The sequence below is a fragment of the Clostridium sp. AM28-20LB genome, from assembly GCF_003480665.1.
GTDB lineage: Bacteria > Bacillota > Clostridia > Lachnospirales > Lachnospiraceae > Otoolea > Otoolea fessa.
On sequence record NZ_QUJN01000005.1, the window covers coordinates 64,402 to 83,425 of the forward strand.

18 protein-coding genes are annotated in these 19,024 nt (G+C 50.5%); all 18 read left to right on the top strand.

Features of this window, described 5'->3' with window-relative positions; genetic code table 11:
• Nucleotides 1–23: 23 nt before the first annotated feature.
• Nucleotides 24–731 (top strand): polysaccharide deacetylase family protein, encoded by a 708-nt coding sequence (locus tag DW739_RS10880; RefSeq protein WP_182427981.1) that lies wholly within the window; start codon nucleotides 24–26, stop codon nucleotides 729–731.
• A gap of 9 nt (nucleotides 732–740) precedes the next feature.
• Nucleotides 741–2,063: a replication-associated recombination protein A gene (locus tag DW739_RS10885; protein WP_022360609.1), complete on the top strand. Its 1,323-nt coding sequence runs from the start codon at nucleotides 741–743 to the stop codon at nucleotides 2,061–2,063.
• A gap of 373 nt (nucleotides 2,064–2,436) precedes the next feature.
• Entirely contained in the window at nucleotides 2,437–4,248 is a 1,812-nt protein-coding gene (rho, locus tag DW739_RS10890) for a transcription termination factor Rho (protein WP_118468411.1), read from the top strand.
• A gap of 316 nt (nucleotides 4,249–4,564) precedes the next feature.
• Complete coding sequence (gene rpmE, locus DW739_RS10895; protein WP_022360607.1) at nucleotides 4,565–4,774, top strand: 50S ribosomal protein L31; 210 nt, start codon at nucleotides 4,565–4,567, stop codon at nucleotides 4,772–4,774.
• An 86-nt stretch (nucleotides 4,775–4,860) separates the two neighbouring features.
• Nucleotides 4,861–5,817: a DUF1385 domain-containing protein gene (locus DW739_RS10900; protein ID WP_118472588.1), complete on the top strand. Its 957-nt coding sequence runs from the start codon at nucleotides 4,861–4,863 to the stop codon at nucleotides 5,815–5,817.
• A 32-nt stretch (nucleotides 5,818–5,849) separates the two neighbouring features.
• Nucleotides 5,850–6,848: a HemK/PrmC family methyltransferase gene (locus tag DW739_RS10905; RefSeq protein ID WP_118743062.1), complete on the top strand. Its 999-nt coding sequence runs from the start codon at nucleotides 5,850–5,852 to the stop codon at nucleotides 6,846–6,848.
• Nucleotides 6,849–6,866: 18 nt separating this feature from the next.
• On the top strand, nucleotides 6,867–7,943 hold the full coding sequence (gene prfA / locus DW739_RS10910; RefSeq protein ID WP_118293366.1) for a peptide chain release factor 1: 1,077 nt from the start codon (nucleotides 6,867–6,869) through the stop codon (nucleotides 7,941–7,943).
• Between the two features lie 31 nt (nucleotides 7,944–7,974).
• Nucleotides 7,975–8,463 carry a deaminase gene (locus DW739_RS10915; RefSeq protein ID WP_022360603.1) on the top strand — a complete coding sequence of 163 codons (489 nt, stop codon included), beginning with the start codon at nucleotides 7,975–7,977 and terminating at the stop codon, nucleotides 8,461–8,463.
• On the top strand, nucleotides 8,453–9,211 hold the full coding sequence (locus DW739_RS10920; protein WP_207665578.1) for a class B sortase: 759 nt from the start codon (nucleotides 8,453–8,455) through the stop codon (nucleotides 9,209–9,211). Before DW739_RS10915 ends, DW739_RS10920 begins: the two co-directional genes overlap by 11 nt.
• A gap of 288 nt (nucleotides 9,212–9,499) precedes the next feature.
• Entirely contained in the window at nucleotides 9,500–10,393 is an 894-nt protein-coding gene (gene rfbA, locus DW739_RS10930) for a glucose-1-phosphate thymidylyltransferase RfbA (RefSeq protein ID WP_022360600.1), read from the top strand.
• Nucleotides 10,394–10,407: 14 nt separating this feature from the next.
• The gene (rfbB, locus tag DW739_RS10935; protein ID WP_118743064.1) at nucleotides 10,408–11,430 is read left to right on the top strand and encodes a dTDP-glucose 4,6-dehydratase; all 1,023 of its coding nucleotides are present in this window, start codon (nucleotides 10,408–10,410) and stop codon (nucleotides 11,428–11,430) included.
• A complete protein-coding gene (gene rfbD, locus DW739_RS10940; protein ID WP_107001395.1) occupies nucleotides 11,430–12,284 on the top strand; it encodes a dTDP-4-dehydrorhamnose reductase in 855 nt (284 codons plus the stop codon). The genes rfbB and rfbD overlap by 1 nt, the downstream gene beginning before the upstream one ends.
• A 179-nt stretch (nucleotides 12,285–12,463) precedes the next feature.
• Nucleotides 12,464–13,816, top strand: coding sequence for a phosphoglucosamine mutase (gene glmM, locus DW739_RS10945; protein WP_118743065.1), 1,353 nt, complete (start codon nucleotides 12,464–12,466; stop codon nucleotides 13,814–13,816).
• A gap of 3 nt (nucleotides 13,817–13,819) precedes the next feature.
• Nucleotides 13,820–14,323 carry a transcription elongation factor GreA gene (greA, locus tag DW739_RS10950; RefSeq protein ID WP_022360596.1) on the top strand — a complete coding sequence of 168 codons (504 nt, stop codon included), beginning with the start codon at nucleotides 13,820–13,822 and terminating at the stop codon, nucleotides 14,321–14,323.
• A 29-nt stretch (nucleotides 14,324–14,352) separates the two neighbouring features.
• Nucleotides 14,353–14,865: a nitroreductase family protein gene (locus DW739_RS10955; RefSeq protein WP_117796070.1), complete on the top strand. Its 513-nt coding sequence runs from the start codon at nucleotides 14,353–14,355 to the stop codon at nucleotides 14,863–14,865.
• A gap of 360 nt (nucleotides 14,866–15,225) precedes the next feature.
• The gene (locus tag DW739_RS10960) at nucleotides 15,226–16,371 is read left to right on the top strand and encodes an SEC-C metal-binding domain-containing protein (protein WP_182427982.1); all 1,146 of its coding nucleotides are present in this window, start codon (nucleotides 15,226–15,228) and stop codon (nucleotides 16,369–16,371) included.
• Between the two features lie 21 nt (nucleotides 16,372–16,392).
• Nucleotides 16,393–17,685 (top strand): 2-hydroxycarboxylate transporter family protein, encoded by a 1,293-nt coding sequence (locus DW739_RS10965; RefSeq protein ID WP_118523293.1) that lies wholly within the window; start codon nucleotides 16,393–16,395, stop codon nucleotides 17,683–17,685.
• 97 nt (nucleotides 17,686–17,782) lie between these two features.
• On the top strand, nucleotides 17,783–18,865 hold the full coding sequence (locus DW739_RS10970; RefSeq protein ID WP_118743067.1) for an ethanolamine utilization protein EutH: 1,083 nt from the start codon (nucleotides 17,783–17,785) through the stop codon (nucleotides 18,863–18,865).
• Nucleotides 18,866–19,024: the final 159 nt, after the last annotated feature.

Sequence of the window (19,024 nt, forward strand, 5' to 3'; positions counted from 1 at the left end):
GGATCATTCAAAATAAGGGTTCCATGAGGAAAAAACTGCTCTGCCTGTGCACGGCAGTGCTGCTGGATCTGTGTTTCTTAGGAATCGTGTGCAGGCTGGCAGTGGGGATGCAGTGGGAAGATTTGGCAAAAGTGGACCAGACGGACCAGACGGTTTCCTCACCGGAATGCTTTTCCGGCGGGGAGCTGGCGCTGACCTTCGACGACGGACCGCACAGGGTGTACACGAAAAAGCTGCTGGACGGCTTGCGCGAGAGGGGCGTGAAAGCCTCTTTTTTTCTGGTCGGGGAAAATATTCCGGGTAATGAGGAACTGGTGCGACAGATGGCTAAAGACGGTCATCTCATCGGGGTTCACTGTATGGCACATGTGGATCTGGCGCGCCAGCCGATTGAAAAGAGCGTGGAGGAGATTCGGGAGACGGCCGATTGGATCGAGGCGGTCACGGGAAAACGTCCGGAATACATACGTCCGCCGTATGGTTCATGGAGTACGGAGCTTCAGGAGAGTGTGTCGATGACGCCGGTGTTCTGGGACGTCGATACGCTGGATTGGAAAAGCCGGAATACGGCGCGGATTGTGAAGCATATCTGTAAAAATGCGGCGGTTCACACGGTGGTGCTGATGCATGATGCATATCAGACTTCGGTCGATGCAGCGCTTGAGACGATTGACACATTGACGGCGGAGGGATATACTTTTGTTACAATAGAAGAATGTCTGATTGATTGAGAGGATACGATGGATTTATTTGATTATATGCGGAAAAATACGATCGAGCAGGAGGCACCGCTGGCATCCAGGCTGCGCCCGTCCACGCTTGACGAGGTGGTGGGACAGAAGCATATCATAGGAAAGGATAAGCTTTTGTACCGGGCGATCAAGGCGGATAAGCTCGGATCGCTGATTTTTTATGGACCGCCCGGAACGGGCAAAACGACGCTGGCGCGCGTGATTGCCAACACGACGAGCGCGCGTTTTGAGCAGCTCAACGCGACGGTGGCGGGGAAAAAAGATATGGAACAGGTCGTGCAGGATGCCAAGGATGCGCTGGGGATGTACGGAAAGCGCACGATCCTGTTTATCGACGAGATTCACCGCTTTAATAAGGGGCAGCAGGACTATCTTCTGCCGTTTGTTGAGGATGGTACGATTCTGCTCATTGGTGCGACGACGGAGAATCCGTATTTTGAGGTCAACGGGGCGCTGATTTCCCGATCCCGTATTTTTGAGCTGAAACCGTTGGAAAATGCGGATATCCGCGAGCTTTTAGAGCGGGCGCTCCATGACAAGGAAAAGGGTATGGGAAGCTATCGCGCGGAGGCGACGGACGAGGCGCTCGATTTTCTGGCCGATATGGCAGGCGGAGACGCGCGCGCGGCGCTCAATGCGATCGAGCTTGGTATTCTCACAACGGAACGGAGTGAAGATGGACTGATTCACATCACACTCGATGTAGCACAGGAGTGCATCCAGCGCCGTGCCGTGAAGTATGACAAGACGGGGGACAACCATTACGATACGATCTCAGCGTTTATCAAGAGTATGCGCGGTACCGATCCGGATGCGGCAGTTTATTATCTGGCGAAGATGCTGGATGCAGGCGAGGATATCAAATTTATTGCGCGGCGTATCATGATCTGTGCATCGGAGGATGTCGGCAATGCGGATCCGCAGGCGATTCAGGTTGCGGTCAGCGCGGCGCTGGCAGTGGAGCGGATTGGTCTGCCGGAGGCGCGGATTATCCTGTCGCAGGCGGCTACCTATGTGGCGAGCGCGCCGAAGAGCAACGCGGCGTATATGGCGGTCGATGAGGCACAGGAGGCGGTCAGGTTAAAGGGCAACTTTACGGTGCCGTCCCATCTGCGCGACTGCCATTACAGCGGGGCGGAGAAGCTGGGGCATGGCGACGGGTACAAGTATGCACATGATTATCCGAACCATTATGTGAAGCAGCAGTACCTGCCGGATGGACTGGAGGGCAGCACATTTTACCGCCCGTCAGAAAATGGGTATGAGAAGAAGATTGGGGAGTGGCTGCACTTCCTGAAGGGCTCTGAATGAGAAAAAGCTTCTTTTTAGATGGATTTTGCCGATGCTACGCATTCCAAATCGGCAAAATCTGCTGCCGGAACTGTATCGTACGGAATTTTCAGTTCAGAAAATTCCTACCTGTGAACAGTTACTATGTTCCTGAATTGATATGTATGAAGAAAATGTTTACTTGAATTTTTATGAAAACCGTTTATAATAAAACCAAGGTGGCTGCAGGATAAAGAGCAGTCACAGCATAAAAGGCTATGTTAAAAAGGTATGCCGGGCAGGTATCTGCCTGTCCGGTTTCGTGTAAGTACCTGGAAGACATCCACACGTTTCTTATTTCTGATTTTTGAATCCCAGAGAATATGACACAATTAAACAGGGTAAGGAGAATTATATGAGAGAAAAATTAAAGACACTCCCTCTGGTGCAGCTTCGGGAAATGGCGAAGGCACAGGGGTTAAAGGGGATCAGCACCCTGAAAAAGGCGGAGATCATAGACAGGCTGTGCGAACTTGAGAAGCCGGCGGAAGGGGGACAGAAAGAAGAAACGCCCCAGGCTTCTGTCAGTGAGCATCCGGCCGGATCGGCGGAACCGGCAGAGAGAACGGAAATGCACGTGCAGCCGCGCAGAACGGATGCAGGGCAGAATACATCGGCACAGACGTATTCGCAGCCGCGGAGATCTGCCAACGGAGAACGGGCTGCGGGAGGGCAGAATTCCAGCTATGAGCGCCGCAGCGAAGGCGGATACCGCCGGAATGAATACGGCTCCTATACACGCCGTGAGAATAATAATACCCGTTATCAGGATAACCGCAGACGCGAGTACACGCAGCGAGAGGGGTATCAGAGAAATTCCTATGTGCCGCGTAACAATTACAATGAAGCGATGAGCGCAAGAACCGAGTATAGCCAGCCGGAACATACCGCACCGGCACCGCAGATGGCAGAAGCAGCCTCCGAGTACAGTCAGCCGGAACGTACCGCGCCGGTGCAGCAGATGGAAAGCACCCGTACCGAGGTGGAAAATGCACGCATGGAGGATCTGAAAAATGAATTTCAGGAGTTGGACAGCGGCATCGAGGCGAACGGAATCCTGGAGGTTATGCCGGATGGATTTGGATTTATCCGTTGTGAAAACTTCCTGCCGGGTGAAAATGACGTCTATGTGGCGCCGTCCCAGATCCGCCGTTTTAATCTGAAAACTGGTGATATCGTGCGCGGAAGCCGTCGTGTGAAGTCGGCGACGGAGAAATTTGCCGCATTATTATATATTAATTCGGTCAATGGATACCCGACCAGCGTGGTGGAAAAACGTCCGAATTTTGAAAATCTGACGCCAATTTTCCCAAATGAACGTCTGCACCTGGAATATCCGGGGGTTAAGACTTCCATGGCGATGCGCGTGATGGATCTGCTGTCCCCGATCGGAAAAGGACAGCGAGGCATGATCGTATCCCCGCCAAAAGCCGGAAAGACCACCCTGTTAAAGCAGGTGGCGACGACCATCACAAAGAACCATCCAGAAATGCACCTGATCATCCTTCTGATCGATGAGCGTCCGGAGGAGGTGACAGATATCCGTGAGACGGTAACGGGAGAAAATGTCGAGGTCATCTATTCGACGTTTGACGAGCTGCCGGAGCGTCATAAACGTGTGTCGGAGATGGTAGTAGAACGGGCGAAGCGCCTTGTCGAGCACGGAAGGGACGTTATGATTCTTTTAGACAGTATCACCCGTCTGGCGAGGGCTTACAACCTGGTGGTTCCGCCGAGTGGACGAACTCTTTCAGGTGGTTTGGATCCGGCAGCGCTGCATATGCCGAAGCGCTTCTTCGGTGCGGCGAGAAATATACGCGAGGGCGGCAGCCTGACGATTCTGGCGACCGCGCTGATTGAGACGGGCAGCCGTATGGACGATGTTATTTACGAGGAATTTAAGGGAACCGGCAACATGGAGCTGGTGCTTGACCGCAAACTTTCCGAGAAGCGTATCTTCCCGGCGCTCGATATCCTGCGTTCCGGTACGCGAAGAGATGATCTGCTTCTTTCGTCCGCCGAGGCGGAAGCGGTCGATATCGTTCACAAGGCGACCAACACGCAGAAACCGGAGGATACCGTTGAGCGGATCCTGGATCTGTTTGCCAAGACGAAGAACAATACGGAATTTGTGGAGATCACGCGGAAAAAGGGGTCATTTTACTAAAAATCATGTTTCACCAATAGCGCATCTGTGAGGACTTTCTTCCAGGCAGGAAAACAGGACTGTAAGAAGAAAAATAGTATTGAAAAATAGATAAAATTGCTTGCTAAAAAGTACACACCATGATATAATTATAAGGCTGTATTAACAGACGGTAGTTCTGACATCTGCGTGAGTCGTCCTTACGAGTGGAAGGAACGCTTAAATGATGGAATAGCGTGCCTGGATGTGCGGAGCTTTATATAGAGCCGTTTTAAGACGGCTTGCAATTAAAAAAGCGGTCGGAAATCGCAATGAAAAATTCAGAGAGGTGAAAGAAATGAGAGAAGGAATCCATCCAGCCTATTATCAGGCAAAAGTAGTTTGCAACTGTGGTAACGAGTTCGTAACTGGTTCTACCAAGAAAGACATCCACGTAGAGGTTTGCTCCAAGTGTCATTCATTCTACACAGGCCAGCAGAAAGCAGCCGCTGCCCGCGGACGTATCGATAAGTTCAACCGCAAGTACGGCATCAACGCAGGCAAATAAGTTTGAACCATGTAAAGGTTGGGTTTTAGTGGCGACATTAAACTCAGCCTTTTTGTTTTCTTCTTTTTTTATTTTGAAAGGACAGCATGAAGTATTCAGGAATTGGCGGTCAGGCGGTAATTGAAGGAATCATGATGATGAAAGGCGAGGACTATGCAGTGGCAGTCCGCCGGCCTGACAAAGAGATAGAAGTAAAAAAAGACACATACCAGAGTATCACGAAAAAAGCGAAGATTTTACAGCTCCCGTTTGTGCGCGGCGTGTTCCGGTTTGCAGATTCGATGATCATCGGCATGCGGAGTCTGTCGTATTCCGCCAGCTTTTTTGAGGATGATGAGGATGCAGAGCCGGGAAAATTCGAACAGCTTTTAGACCGTGTGTTCGGCGAGAAGCTGGAGAGTGCGATCATGGCAGCAGTGCTGGTAATTTCGTTTATTCTGGCAATTGGTATTTTTATGCTCCTGCCGCTGGGGATTGCGAACCTGTTTAAGGGAGTTATCACATCGGATCATCTGATGGCAGTGCTGGAAGGTGTGATCCGGATCGCGATTTTTATTATCTATATTAAACTCGTTTCGCGGATGGAGGACATCCGGCGGACATTTATGTACCACGGGGCGGAGCACAAGTGCATCAACTGTGTGGAACACGGACATCCGCTGACGGTAAAATATGTGCGCGAGAGCTCGAAGGAGCACAAGCGCTGTGGTACCAGTTTCATATTGATTGTCATGGTGATCAGTATTCTGATGTTTATGGTGATCCGGGTCGATACGATCTGGATGCGGATTCTGAGCCGTATTATTCTGGTTCCGGTCATTGCAGGTATATCATATGAGGTATTGCAGTGCGCTGGACGGAGCAATTCGAAGTTTATGGATCTGGTGAGCCGTCCGGGTATGTGGATGCAGGGTCTGACGACGAAGGAGCCGGATGACTCGATGATTGAGGTGGCGATCGCGGCGACCGAGGCAGTTTTTGACTGGAGAGAATACCTGACGGAGAATTTCCCAGGCTGGGAAAAGCAGCTGGAAGAGTCATAAATAGAACACGGTACGACAGAGGGGATGAGTCGATGAGCGAGGAAAACGGAAGAACAGACCTGACCTGGAGAGAACTGTTGGATGAGGGCGGCGCGCGCTTAAGTGAGGCGGGTGTACCGGACGCAGGGACGGATGCCTGGTATCTGATGGAAGCGGCGTTCGGGATTGACCGGGTGCATTATTATCTGGATCAGAACCGTCCGATCCATGCGGAACGCCTGGAAAAGGGCTATGGGCGCTATCAGGAAATGCTTCAGAAACGGGCAGAGCGCATTCCACTGCAGCAGATTCTGGGAATGCAGGATTTTATGGGAATGACATTTTCTGTCGATGAAAATGTCCTGATTCCGCGCCAGGATACGGAGACGTTAGTTGAGCGGGTTCTTCGGGATTACCCGGAAAAGGATCTGAAACTTTTGGATATGTGTACCGGATCCGGCTGTATCGCGATCAGCCTTGCCGTGCTTGGCGGCTACCAGAACGTGACGGCGGTGGATATTTCCGAGGCGGCGCTGCGCGTGGCAAAGAAAAATGCGAGACGTCTCTTTTTGATTCAGAAGGGAACTGCGCGGTCAGAATCGTTTCAGGTATCGGAGGATCCGTGGTGCATCCGCCTGAAAACGTGGCTGGCAAAGGGACCGCGCCTGCAGGCAGAGATCGAGGAACACAGCCTGACACTTTTGCAGAGCAATCTGTTTCAGGCGGTGGAGGCGGATGTCATGTACGATGTGATTGTGTCGAATCCGCCGTATATCCCATCGGCGGTGATCGACGGTCTGGAACCGGAGGTACGCGACCATGAGCCGCGGCTGGCGCTGGACGGCAGCGAGGACGGTCTGTATTTTTACCGGGTTCTGGCGCTGGAGTGCAGCAAACATCTGAACAAGGGCGGCTGCGTATATTTTGAGATAGGATATGACCAGGCGGAGGCGGTCAGCCGGATACTGACCATCGCCGGGTATCGGGAGATAGAAGTGATAAAGGATGAGTCGGGGCTTAACCGCGTGGTAAAGGCACGGTGGAACCGTTAGACGATAGAGGAGGATATCATGTTTGACAGATTGGATGATTTGCTGATCCGTTATGAAGAGCTGATGGAAGAGCTCGGCAGCCCGGAAGTGGCAAGCGATACAAATCGTTTCCGCAAGCTGATGAAGGAGCAGTCGGATCTGGCTCCGATTGTGGAGGCATATAAAGAGTATAAGAAGGCAAAACAGGACGTAGAGGACAGTCTGGCGCTTCTGGATGAGGAATCCGACGAGGAGATGCGCGAGATGGCGAAGGAAGAGTTAAATGCTGCGAAAAAGCGCATTGAAGAGCTGGAGCAGGAATTAAAAATTCTGCTTCTTCCGAAGGATCCGAATGATGAAAAGAACGTTATCGTCGAGATTCGTGCAGGTGCAGGCGGCGATGAGGCGGCATTATTTGCGTCCGAGCTGTACCGCATGTATGTGCGCTTTGCAGAGCGCAATCGCTGGAAAACCGAGCTTGTCAGCGTCAGTGAAAATGGAATCGGCGGCTTCAAGGAGGTCGTTTTCATGATTACCGGCCAGGGCGCTTACTCCAAGATGAAGTACGAGAGCGGTGTCCACCGCGTACAGCGTGTGCCGGAGACCGAGTCCGGCGGACGTATCCATACTTCGACCGCGACGGTTGCCGTGATGCCGGAGGCAGAGGATGTGGACGTTGTCATCGATGATAAAGATATCCGTATTGACGTTATGCGTGCGTCCGGAAACGGTGGACAGTGTGTCAACACGACTGACTCCGCGGTACGTCTGACCCATATTCCGACCGGTATCGTGATCTACAGCCAGACTGAGAAATCGCAGTTACAGAACAAGGAAAAGGCGTTCCGTCTTCTGCGTTCCAAGCTATATGATCTGGAGTTGGAGAGACGCCAGAACGAGGAAGCGGCAGAACGCCGCAGCCAGATTGGTACCGGTGACCGTTCCGAGAAGATCCGTACCTATAACTTCCCGCAGGGACGTGTGACCGAGCACCGCATCAAACTGACCTTGTATAAGATCGATTCGATCATGGACGGCGATCTGTATGAGATCATTGACAGCTTAATTGCAGCCGATCAGGCGGCGAAGCTGGCGAAGATGAATGAGGGCATCTAAAGAATTAGAGAAAACGGAAGGGGGATCCTATATGGAAAGAAGAGATAAAGTCAATTATTATTTGGATCTGGCGGAAATGGTTTCGCAGCGGAGTACCTGTCTGCGAAAGCACTACGGGGCAGTGATTGTGAATAACGATGAGGTTATCTCGACCGGCTATGTGGGCGCCCCGCGCGGACGGAAAAACTGTTCCGATATCGGTCGCTGCATCCGCGAGGAGCTTCATGTGCCGCGCGGCGAGCGGTACGAGTTGTGCCGCAGTGTCCATGCCGAGGCCAATGCCCTGATCAGTGCCTCCAGAGAGCGCATGATCGGCGCGTCGCTGTATCTGACCGGTGTCGATGCGAGAACCGGCGGGTATGTGGAAAAATCGAGCTGCTGTTCGATGTGCAAGCGCATGGTAATCAATGCCGGAATTGAACATGTCTATATCCGTGATACGAAAAATGAGTACCGAAAAGTCGATGTAGAAGATTGGATCCGCGAAGATGAATCGCTGGAAGGAAAATTTGGGTACTAAGAAGCGCACAGGAGACGGCGCTGCCCGCTGGGCACGCCGCATCTTCTGTGCTTTTTTGATCGTGATTGGATGTCTGGTTCTGGCGGATGGTGTGGGGGATGCGGTTAGAAGGGCGGAAAACAGAGATTCCCAATCTGAAGGAAATGTAGAGCAGAATTTATCTGGAAAATCTGATTCAGATGCGTCAGAGCCGATATGGCAGCCAGATTTCGCAGCCTTAAAATGCCAGAATGCCGACGTCATTGCCTGGATTCGGATTCCCGGTACTCACATCGACGAACCGATTGTCCAGACAACCGACAATGAATCGTACCGCAGCATCGGGCTGGATGGAAAACCAGATCCAGCCGGGACTGTCTTTCTGGACTGCGAGAGTGCACCGGATGCATCGGATTTTCATTCGATTTTTTACGGGCATCATATGAAGGACGGAAGCCGGTTTTCCGAGCTGGTCCGCCTGAAAGACGAAGATTTCTTCCAGAAGCATCGGACGGCTTATCTCTATTTCCCAGATGGGAAAAGGCGGACACTCCGTCTGATTGCAGCGCTCACTGCGGGCAGTCAGGGGGAACGGCGTAGGACGGAATTTGCGGATCGGTCGGAGATGCATTCTTATATAGAAGAAATGACGGAGGGATGCCGGTTTCGCGAACTTCCAGACGAGGAGGTTTCCCACTTGTATTCCTTTGTGACGTGCAGTTATGAATTTGCGGATGCGCGGACGATTGTGTATGCAGTGGATGAATGATGCTTATGGATTGTACGTTACTGTTCACGTATACGTGCCCAGTAACGGAATTTGCCGTGGCTCCGCATTTAAATACGGCAAATTCCTGCTGCCACCACGTTTTCTTACGGCACTTTCGGTTCCAAAAGTGCCTACCCGTGAACAGTTACGATTGTACAATGCAAGAAAGAAGTGCAAAGCAAATAAATTTGCAAGCAGCAGGCAAATGTGGTATATTACTTATAGTGATGAGATCTGCCTTTTTTTAGAAAAGAGGCGTGAAAATAAAACATATGAGGAGAACAAGATATGAAGGGTATCGTTTTAGCAGGCGGTTCAGGCACACGCCTTTACCCGCTGACACGCGTAACTTCCAAACAGCTGCTTCCGATTTATGACAAACCGATGATTTACTATCCGATCTCCGTTCTGATGAACGCGGGAATCCGGGATATTCTGATTATTTCGACACCGGATGACACACCGCGTTTTAAGGAATTGTTGGGCGATGGACATCAGTTTGGTTTACATTTAAGCTATGCCGTGCAGCCAAGTCCGGATGGACTGGCACAGGCATTTATCATCGGCGAGGAGTTCATCGGGGATGATTCCGTAGCGATGATTCTGGGCGACAATATTTTCCAGGGTCAGGGACTTGTGAAACGCCTGCGTGCTGCCTCTGCCAAGAAAGAGGGCGCGACTGTATTCGGCTACTATGTCGATGATCCGGAGCGCTTCGGTATTGTAGAATTTGACGACCAGGGCAAGGCGATCTCCATCGAGGAGAAGCCGGAGAAACCGAAGTCCAATTACTGTGTAACGGGTCTGTATTTCTATGACAACCGGGTAGTAGAGTATGCGAAACAGTTAAAACCGTCTGCCAGAGGCGAGCTTGAGATTACCGATTTGAACCGCATCTATCTGGAAAATGGCGATCTGGATGTCATTCTTCTGGGACAGGGCTTTACTTGGCTCGATACCGGTACACATGAGTCCTTAGTTGAGGCAACCAATTTCGTTAAGACAGTAGAGACCCACCAGCACCGCAAGATCGCGTGCCTGGAGGAGATTGCGTACTTAAACGGCTGGATCAGCAAGGAAGAAGTGCTGGAGGCATACGAGGTATACAAGAAAAACCAGTATGGCAAATATCTGAAAGACGTACTGGATGGGAAATATGTTGATAAAATACATCAGAATTAAAAGGAGTTAAAACAATGAAGATTATCGTGACAGGCGGAGCCGGATTCATCGGCGGAAACTTCGTACACCATATGGTAAATAAATACCCGGAGTATCAGATCATCAATCTGGATCTTCTGACCTATGCGGGCAACTTAGAGACACTGAAACCGGTAGAGGATAAGCCGAATTACAAGTTTGTACACGGCGATATCGCAGACCGCGACTTTGTGTTTAAACTCTTCGAGGAAGAAAAGCCGGACATCGTAGTAAATTTTGCAGCAGAGAGCCATGTAGACCGTTCCATCACGGACCCGGAGGCATTTGTCCGTACCAATGTCATGGGAACGACCACCCTGCTGGATGCCTGCCGCACCTATGGAATTAAACGTTATCATCAGGTATCGACCGATGAGGTATACGGCGATCTGCCGTTAGACCGCCCGGATCTCTTCTTCACGGAGACAACCCCGCTTCATACCTCCAGCCCGTACTCTTCTTCCAAGGCGAGTGCGGATCTGTTTGTACTGGCATACCATAGGACCTACGGACTTCCGGTGACAGTATCCCGCTGTTCCAACAACTACGGTCCATATCATTTCCCGGAGAAGCTGATTCCACTGATGATCAGCCGTGCGCTGGCAGACGAGGAACTTCCGGTATACGGCGACGGCGCGAACGTCCGTGACTGGCTGCACGTATCGGATCATTGTGAGGCGATCGATCTGATTCTCCACAAGGGACGCGTCGGTGAGATTTACAACATCGGCGGACACAATGAGAGGACCAACCTGGAGGTTGTCAAAACCATCCTGAAAGCGCTGGACAAGCCGGAAAGCCTGATCCGCTACGTCAAGGATCGTCCGGGTCATGACCGCCGTTATGCGATCGATCCGACCAAGATCGAGATGGAGCTTGGCTGGAAGCCGAAATACAATTTTGACACCGGCATTCGTCAGACGATCGACTGGTATCTGAACAATCAGGACTGGTGGAAACACATTTTAAGCGGTGAGTACAGCCAGTACTTCGAAAAAATGTATGGAGATAGATTATAATGAGAGTATTAGTGACAGGCGTTAAAGGCCAGCTTGGCTATGACGTGATGAATGAGCTGAAAAAACAGGGTCTTACTGGCATCGGTGTGGATGTCGATGAGATGGATATTACCGATGCCGAGGCATGCCGCCGCGTGATCACCGAGGCAAAGCCGGATGCAGTGATCCACTGCGCTGCATATACTGCAGTAGACGCAGCGGAACAGAATATGGAACTCTGCCGTAAAGTCAATGCAGATGGAACGAGAAATATCGCTGAGGTCTGCAAAGGTCTGGACATCAAAATGATGTACATCAGTACCGATTATGTATTCAACGGTCAGGGCACCCGCCCGTGGGAGCCGGATGACCACCGGGAACCACTCAACGCCTACGGTCAGTCGAAGTATGAGGGCGAGCTGGCAGTTGAGGAGCTGGTAAAGAAGTTTTTCATCGTCCGTATCGCGTGGGTATTTGGCGTGAACGGCAAGAACTTCATCAAGACGATGCTGCGCGTTGGCAAAGAGCGCGGGGCAGTCAGTGTTGTGGATGATCAGATCGGTTCCCCGACTTACACATACGATCTGGCGCGTCTGCTGGTTGATATGATTCAGAGTGACAAATATGGTCGTTACCATGCGACGAATGAGGGACTTTGCAGCTGGTATGAATTTGCAGTTGAGATCTTTAAGCAGGCGGGCATGGACGTCAAGGTGACGCCGGTCAGCACTGCTGAGTATACAGCTGCTTATCCGGGTCAGGCAAAACGCCCGATGAACAGCCGGATCAGCAAAGAAAAACTTTCGGACAACGGATTTGAGCGCCTTCCGTCCTGGCAGGATGCGGTAGGTCGCTATCTGAAAGAAATTCAGTAAAAAATGTGCAATCAGACATAGAAAGCAGCAACGGCAGAAAGTGTGAAGCGCCGTTGGCTGCAGGATTTTCTTCAGGTTGGAATCAAAATCGTAGAAGGTCATGTATGTTAGTGGGGGATTTCCATAAATGTACATGACCTTTGGACTCTGTATTTGATGATGTAGGAGGAACTCTCAAAATGGGTAAATATTTTGGAACAGACGGATTCCGCGGCGAGGCAAATGTGACGCTGACCGTGGAGGACGCCTATAAAGTAGGTCGTTTCCTGGGCTGGTACTATGGACAGAAGACGAAAGCAGATCGCTGCCGGGTCGTGATCGGCAAGGATACGAGACGCAGCAGCTATATGTTTGAATATTCGCTGGTATCGGGACTGACCGCTTCCGGCGCAGATGTCTATCTGCTTCACGTGACAACTACTCCGAGTGTATCGTATGTTGTACGCACAGAGGAGTTTGACTGCGGTATCATGATCTCCGCAAGCCACAATCCATACTATGACAACGGAATCAAGGTCATCAACGGACGCGGCGAGAAACTGGAGGAGGAGACGATCGAGAAGATTGAGTCGTATCTGGATGGCGAGACGGGTGAGATTCCATTTGCCAAGCGCGATGCGATCGGACGCACCGTTGATTATGCGGCGGGACGCAACCGCTATATCGGTTATCTGATTTCCCTGGCAACACGGTCTTTCAAAAATATGCGGGTAGGTCTTGACTGTGCAAACGGAAGCGCTTCTGCGATTGCGAAAAATGTATTCGATGCACTGGGCGCGGAGACACACGTCATCAATAACACGCCGGATGGTCTGAATATCAATACAAATTGCGGTTCCACCCACATCGGGGGACTGCAGAAATATGTGGTTGAAAATCATCTGGACGTTGGATTCGCTTATGATGGAGATGCGGACCGCTGCCTGGCAGTGGATAGTGAGGGCAAGCTGGTGGATGGCGACAAGATCCTCTATGTATGTGGAAAATATATGAAAGAACAGGGCACGCTGGTCAACAATACGGTTGTCACCACGGTTATGTCGAACTTCGGTCTTTATAAGGCATTTGAGCGCGAGGGCATTTCCTATGAGAAGACGGCGGTTGGTGATAAGTATGTCTATGAAAATATGTCCCAGAACGGTCACTGCCTGGGAGGCGAGCAGTCGGGCCATATCATTTTCAGCAAGCACGCGACGACCGGAGATGGCATTTTAACATCATTAAAGCTGATGGAAGTGATTCTGGAGAAGAAAGAGACACTTGCAAAGCTGGCAGATGAGGTGCAGATTTATCCGCAGGTTCTGAAAAATGTCAGAGTCAAGGATAAAGAGGCGGCGCAGGCAGACCGCGACGTGCAGGCGGAGGTTCAGAAGGTATCGGATGCGTTGGGCGATACCGGTCGAATCTTAGTTCGTCCGAGTGGTACGGAGCCGCTGATCCGCGTGATGGTCGAGGCACCGACGGATGAAATCTGCGGAAAATATGTAGCACAGGTTGTAGAAATGATAGAAAAAAAGGGACTGGCAGAGTAAGACATGAGAGAGCAGCTGACAGAAAGTGATGTAAAGAAGATTCAGGAAGAGATCGACCATCGGAAGCTGGTGGTCCGCAAAGAGGCGATCGAGGCGGTCAAGGAGGCGCGCGCACAGGGTGACTTGAGCGAAAACTTCGAATATTATGCTGCTAAGAAGGATAAGAACCGGAATGAAAGCCGTATTCGCTATCTGGAAAATATGCTGAAGCACGCTAAGATCGTATCGGAAGAATCCCGCCCGGATGAGGTCGGAATGAATGATACGGTTACCCTGTATTTTGAGGATGACGACGAGGAAGAAGTATACCGTCTGGTAACGAGCATCCGGGGCAATTCCCTGGAAAACCGGATCAGCATCGAGTCGCCGCTCGGAAAAGCGATCGAAGGACACCATGTGGGTGACCAGGTGGAAGTGAAGGTCAACGATAAGAGCAGCTATGTGGTGGAGATCCGGAAGATCGAGAAAACGGGAGAAGAGGATTCGGATCGGATTCGTAGTTATTAGTCGCAATACAAAGGAGAGTTTTGATTACTATGAAATTTGAAGAATTATGTGATGCACGTTATTCACTTCGTAAATTTGACAGCCGCCCGGTTGAGGCGGAAAAATTACAGAAAGTGCTGGAGGCAGGACGCAAAGCCCCGACGGCACATAACTTACAGCCACAGCGCTTTTTCGTGATGCAGAGTGAGGAAGCTCTGGCGAAAGCGGATGCATGTACGGCGTGTCATTTTCATTCGCCGGTTGTGATTGTAGCAGCCTATGATCCAGAGATTTCCTGGAAAAGGGAAGAGGACGGGAAAAACCATGGAGAGATTGATGTGACATTGGCGGTTTCCCAGATGATGCTGCAGGCAGCAGAACTGGGACTGGGAACAACGTATGTTGGTATGTTTAATCCAGAAAAATTGCTGGAGCAGTTCCCAGAGATGAAGGGCTTACAGCCGACGGCCTATCTGCCGCTTGGATATCCGGCAGAGACAGCTCATCCGTCCAGGCTGCATGCAGATCGCAAGCCGCTAGAAGAGCTGGCGGTATTTCTGTAAAATATAGACAATCCGTAACTGTTCAGTACCTTCACAGTCACGCGCAAAAATCCATTAAAAATTGCCTGCGGCAATGGGATTTTTGCCTGCTGGCCCATGTTTTCGTACGGTCAGCGCAGTAAATGCGCAGACCTACTGAACAGTTACGACAATCCTTTATTTACCATAATCCTTAATCGATACAGTCTGTTTTCTGAGAAGCTTGGAGACAGGCTGTATTTTTGTGTAATGCCAATGATGCGCACTCGCGCGAAGCAGAAATATGTAACGATATATCTTGCAATCCATGTGCATTTAAAAGTATAATAAAAAAATATGAAGAGAAGCATGAAACGATGTAAGATGAGAAAAGGAAATGGTATGTTATTAAGAGAATATTTAAAAGAATGGACCAAAGAAGACTTATTAAACGAAGCAAGAAGCTACGAGTTAAAGAACTGTTCCCGACTTAAAAAGGATGACCTGATTGACCGAATTGTAGAATATTTAACGACAAAAGAGGCACTCCGGGGCAGACTTTCATGCCTGACGAAAGAGCAGATGGTGCTTTTTTGCAAAGCCTGTACCGAGCCACAGAAAATTTCTGCAGAAGAGATTATGGATGGAATGCAGTTATATAAATACGTACTTGGAAGTTTTGAGGAAGTGAGTGACTGCTTTACTGTCTTTGAAGAGATTGCACAGGGATTTAGCGGGATTGACGATGAGGCATTCCGGGCGGTTCAGAGCAAAAAAGGCTGGCTGATGAAGTGTATCAGCTTCTTTATCGATTATTATGAGATTGCGCCGCTGGAAATTTTGTATGAACTGTACAAATTGAAGGTGAAAGGCACGATCGAAGAAATGATGGGAATGCTGGAGGAAATGCCGGAGGACATCACAGAATCCTGCATTTTCCCGATGGAGAAATTGGGAATGCAGGATCTGCCGAAAGAGAATCCGCTTTATTCCGAGAGGGGCTTGTATGTACATCTTCCAGTTTTTGAGGGTGATGGACTCACTGCTTTGTTGAAACAGCAGCAGAATAAAAAATTCTATATTCCGTCTGCACAGCAGTTGGATGAAATCTGTCAGAAAGGGTATGAGGCAGGGGTACTGGCTTATAAGGAGCTGGAGTCCTATTTCATAAAAAAATTGGATGTGCCGTATGAGAAAGCGGCTAGATGGTGCTTTGAGACGTGGGCCAGCAGTTATGAAGGAAAATCACCGGCAGAACTGATGAATAAGATGCATGAAGAAGGGATTGTCTTCCAGAGCGAGCAGCAGATGGGCGAATTTTTAAGACTTCTCATGGATGCGTTCAACAATACGAGAACAAAAGAAAACCGCGGAAATAAACCGTGGGAATTAAGTGAGAGAGGTATGATCGGCGGCATGCCGGCGATGGTGCCGGAAATGTCCCAGCCAGCACCGGTAACCGCGAAAAAGGTGGAGAAGATTTATCCGAATGATCCGTGTCCTTGCGGATCTGGGAAGAAATATAAGAAGTGTTGTGGAAGAAATTAATACTCAGAGGTGAAATGAAAAATGCAGCAAGAGAGGAAAGAAATATCTGGCAAAGCTAATACGATCGCTGGTTTTTCCATCCCTCTGTATCTAGGCATCCTGGCGCTGGTGGTGGTCTGTATGTATATGGACTGTCTTCCGGCAGGCTTGGTCGGCGGCATGATTGCGCTGATGGTGCTGGGCGAGGGACTCAATTTTTTAGGAAATCATACACCGGTTGTGAAAACGTACCTGGGCGGCTCGGTCATCTGTATTCTGGGGGCGGCGGTCATCCAGGCGCTGGGGCTGATTCCGGAGCAGACGCATGAGATCCTGGACAATTTTGTCAACAAAGAAGGATTTCTGGTCTTCTATATCTCAGCGCTGATCACAGGAAGTCTTTTCAATATCGACCGCGGGCTTCTGATCCGCGCAACGGTGAAACTGCTTCCGACAGCTGTCATATCGCTGGCAGTCGGCGTGATACTTTCAGGTCTGCTCGGTATGGTGATGGGGGATAGTTTTCTGGAAGGAATCCTGTATATCGGTATTCCGATGACGAGCGGCGGCATGACGGCGGGAGCAGTGCCTCTGTCGGCAATGTATTCGTCGGTTCTGGGGACGGACGCCGGACAGATCCTGACGCGGATCGCACCGGCGACGGTGCTGGGAAATTGTGTGGCGATCATTTTTGGCGGTTTAGCCAATAATATCGGCGAGCGAAAGCCATCCCTGACCGGAAATGGCTGCCTTGTCAATGACGGTCACGAAGTGAAGAAACAGCCTCCGATGAAACCGACCTTCGCACTCTTATGTACGGGGCTTATCATTTCAATGGCATTTTATGAACTGGGGGCGCTCTGCCATCATTTTATTTCGATTGTACCGACGTATGCGTGGATGATTGTAGCAGTTGTGATTGTGAAGGGAACGGGAATCCTTTCGGAGCGCCTGGAGGACGCGGCGAGAGAGTGGGGACAGTTCGCGATCCACAGCTGGACAGCGGCGGCGCTGACCGGAATCGGGGCGACGCTGATTGATTTAAAGACGATTTTACACACGATCACTCCGTTTTATCTGCTCAGTGTCGTGCTGATTGTCGGGGCGATCACACTGACCGCCGGATTGATCGGCATCAAGATGGGATTTTATCCGCTGGAATCATCGATCGCAGCGGGGATGTGTACGACGAACATGGGCGGTTCCGGAAATGTGGCGGTGCTCAGCAGTTCAAAACGGATGGAACTGCTTCCATTTGCACAGATTGTGACGCGTTCCTGCGGAGCACTGATGCTGACCATCGGGGGCGTGCTGATACAGCTGCTGGCGAGGTAAAAAAGAATTGTGATTGACAGAGAAATGTGCCTGATAGAGGGAAAATAAGTGAAAACAGGGGAATAGAGAAATAGGGAAAAGCTGGGAGGTAGGTCTTATGAACATATTCATTGCGATCATGCTTGTATTTGCGGCAGCCGGGCTTTTGGATGAGATACTGGGAGGAAAGCTGGGGCTGATGCCGAACTTTGAAAAGGGGCTTGCCACGATGGGCGGTCTGGCGATGTCCACGGTCGGATTTTATGCGATCGGAGTTACATATGTGCAGACGCACGCGGAAGCGATTGCGGAGGCGGCAAAGCATATGCCATTTGATCCGGCGCTCATTCCAAGCTGCCTTCTGGCGCCGGATATGGGGGCGCTTGGCATGGCACAGAAGCTGGCGGCGACACCGGCGCTGGCGGCATTTACCGGTGCGATGGTAGCAGGCAGTCTGGGAATGACGGTCGGATACCAGCTGCCGGTCTTTCTGGCAGCTGTTCGAAAAGATGAAATAGGAGAGCTGATGCGGGGGTTCATCTTCGGTCTGATTGCCATACCGTCTGGTCTGGCGGTCGGAGGTCTGATGCTGGGTCTGCCTGTCCGTCAGCTCTTTTTTAATATGATCCCGGTGCTGGTGCTGTGCATGGTGCTGATTGCGGCATTTGTGCTGGTTCCGGCGCTGACGATGAAGATCATGATTTTCCTCGGAAATGCGATCCGTATTTTTAGTTTTCTCCTGTTTGGTGTGGCAGTCTTCGGAATTTTTATGCCGAAGTATGCGGTTGTCGAGGATGCCTTGATAGAGGAAATGCTTTTTATGGTACTCCGTATGGTCATCGCAGCGTGCGGCGGTCTGGTGCTGTCGCAGGTGGCGTTAAAACGTCTCCAAAAGCCGATCCAGCGTATTGGGGCGGTCCTGGGTATCAATGAGGAGGCAGTTGTCGGACTGTTCCTTTCCTTTATACAGAGCCTTGCGATGTTGCCATTGTTTTCCAAGATGGATAAGCGCGGAAAAGTATTAAACGCCGCTTTCTCTGTTGCAGGCGCCTATGTGGTAGGCGGTCAGATGACCTTCGTAGCATCCATGATACCGGGAAACTGGGTAACAGCCTATATGATCAGCAAGGTGCTGTCAGGCGGACTGGCAGTTGCCCTGGCGGTTATTTGTCTGAGAAGGTCAAAAATGTTAGCAGAGTAGAGCTGGACAGGAAGTACAGTAAGGAATCGGATATTGCGATAAGAATGGGAAGATAGATAGAAAAAGAAAGAAATAAGAAAGCCCCGGCAGTTTCGCTGCCGGGGCTTTCCGCCCTTTTAGGGCTATATCATTTTCATAGAAGGCATTAATAGGTTACAA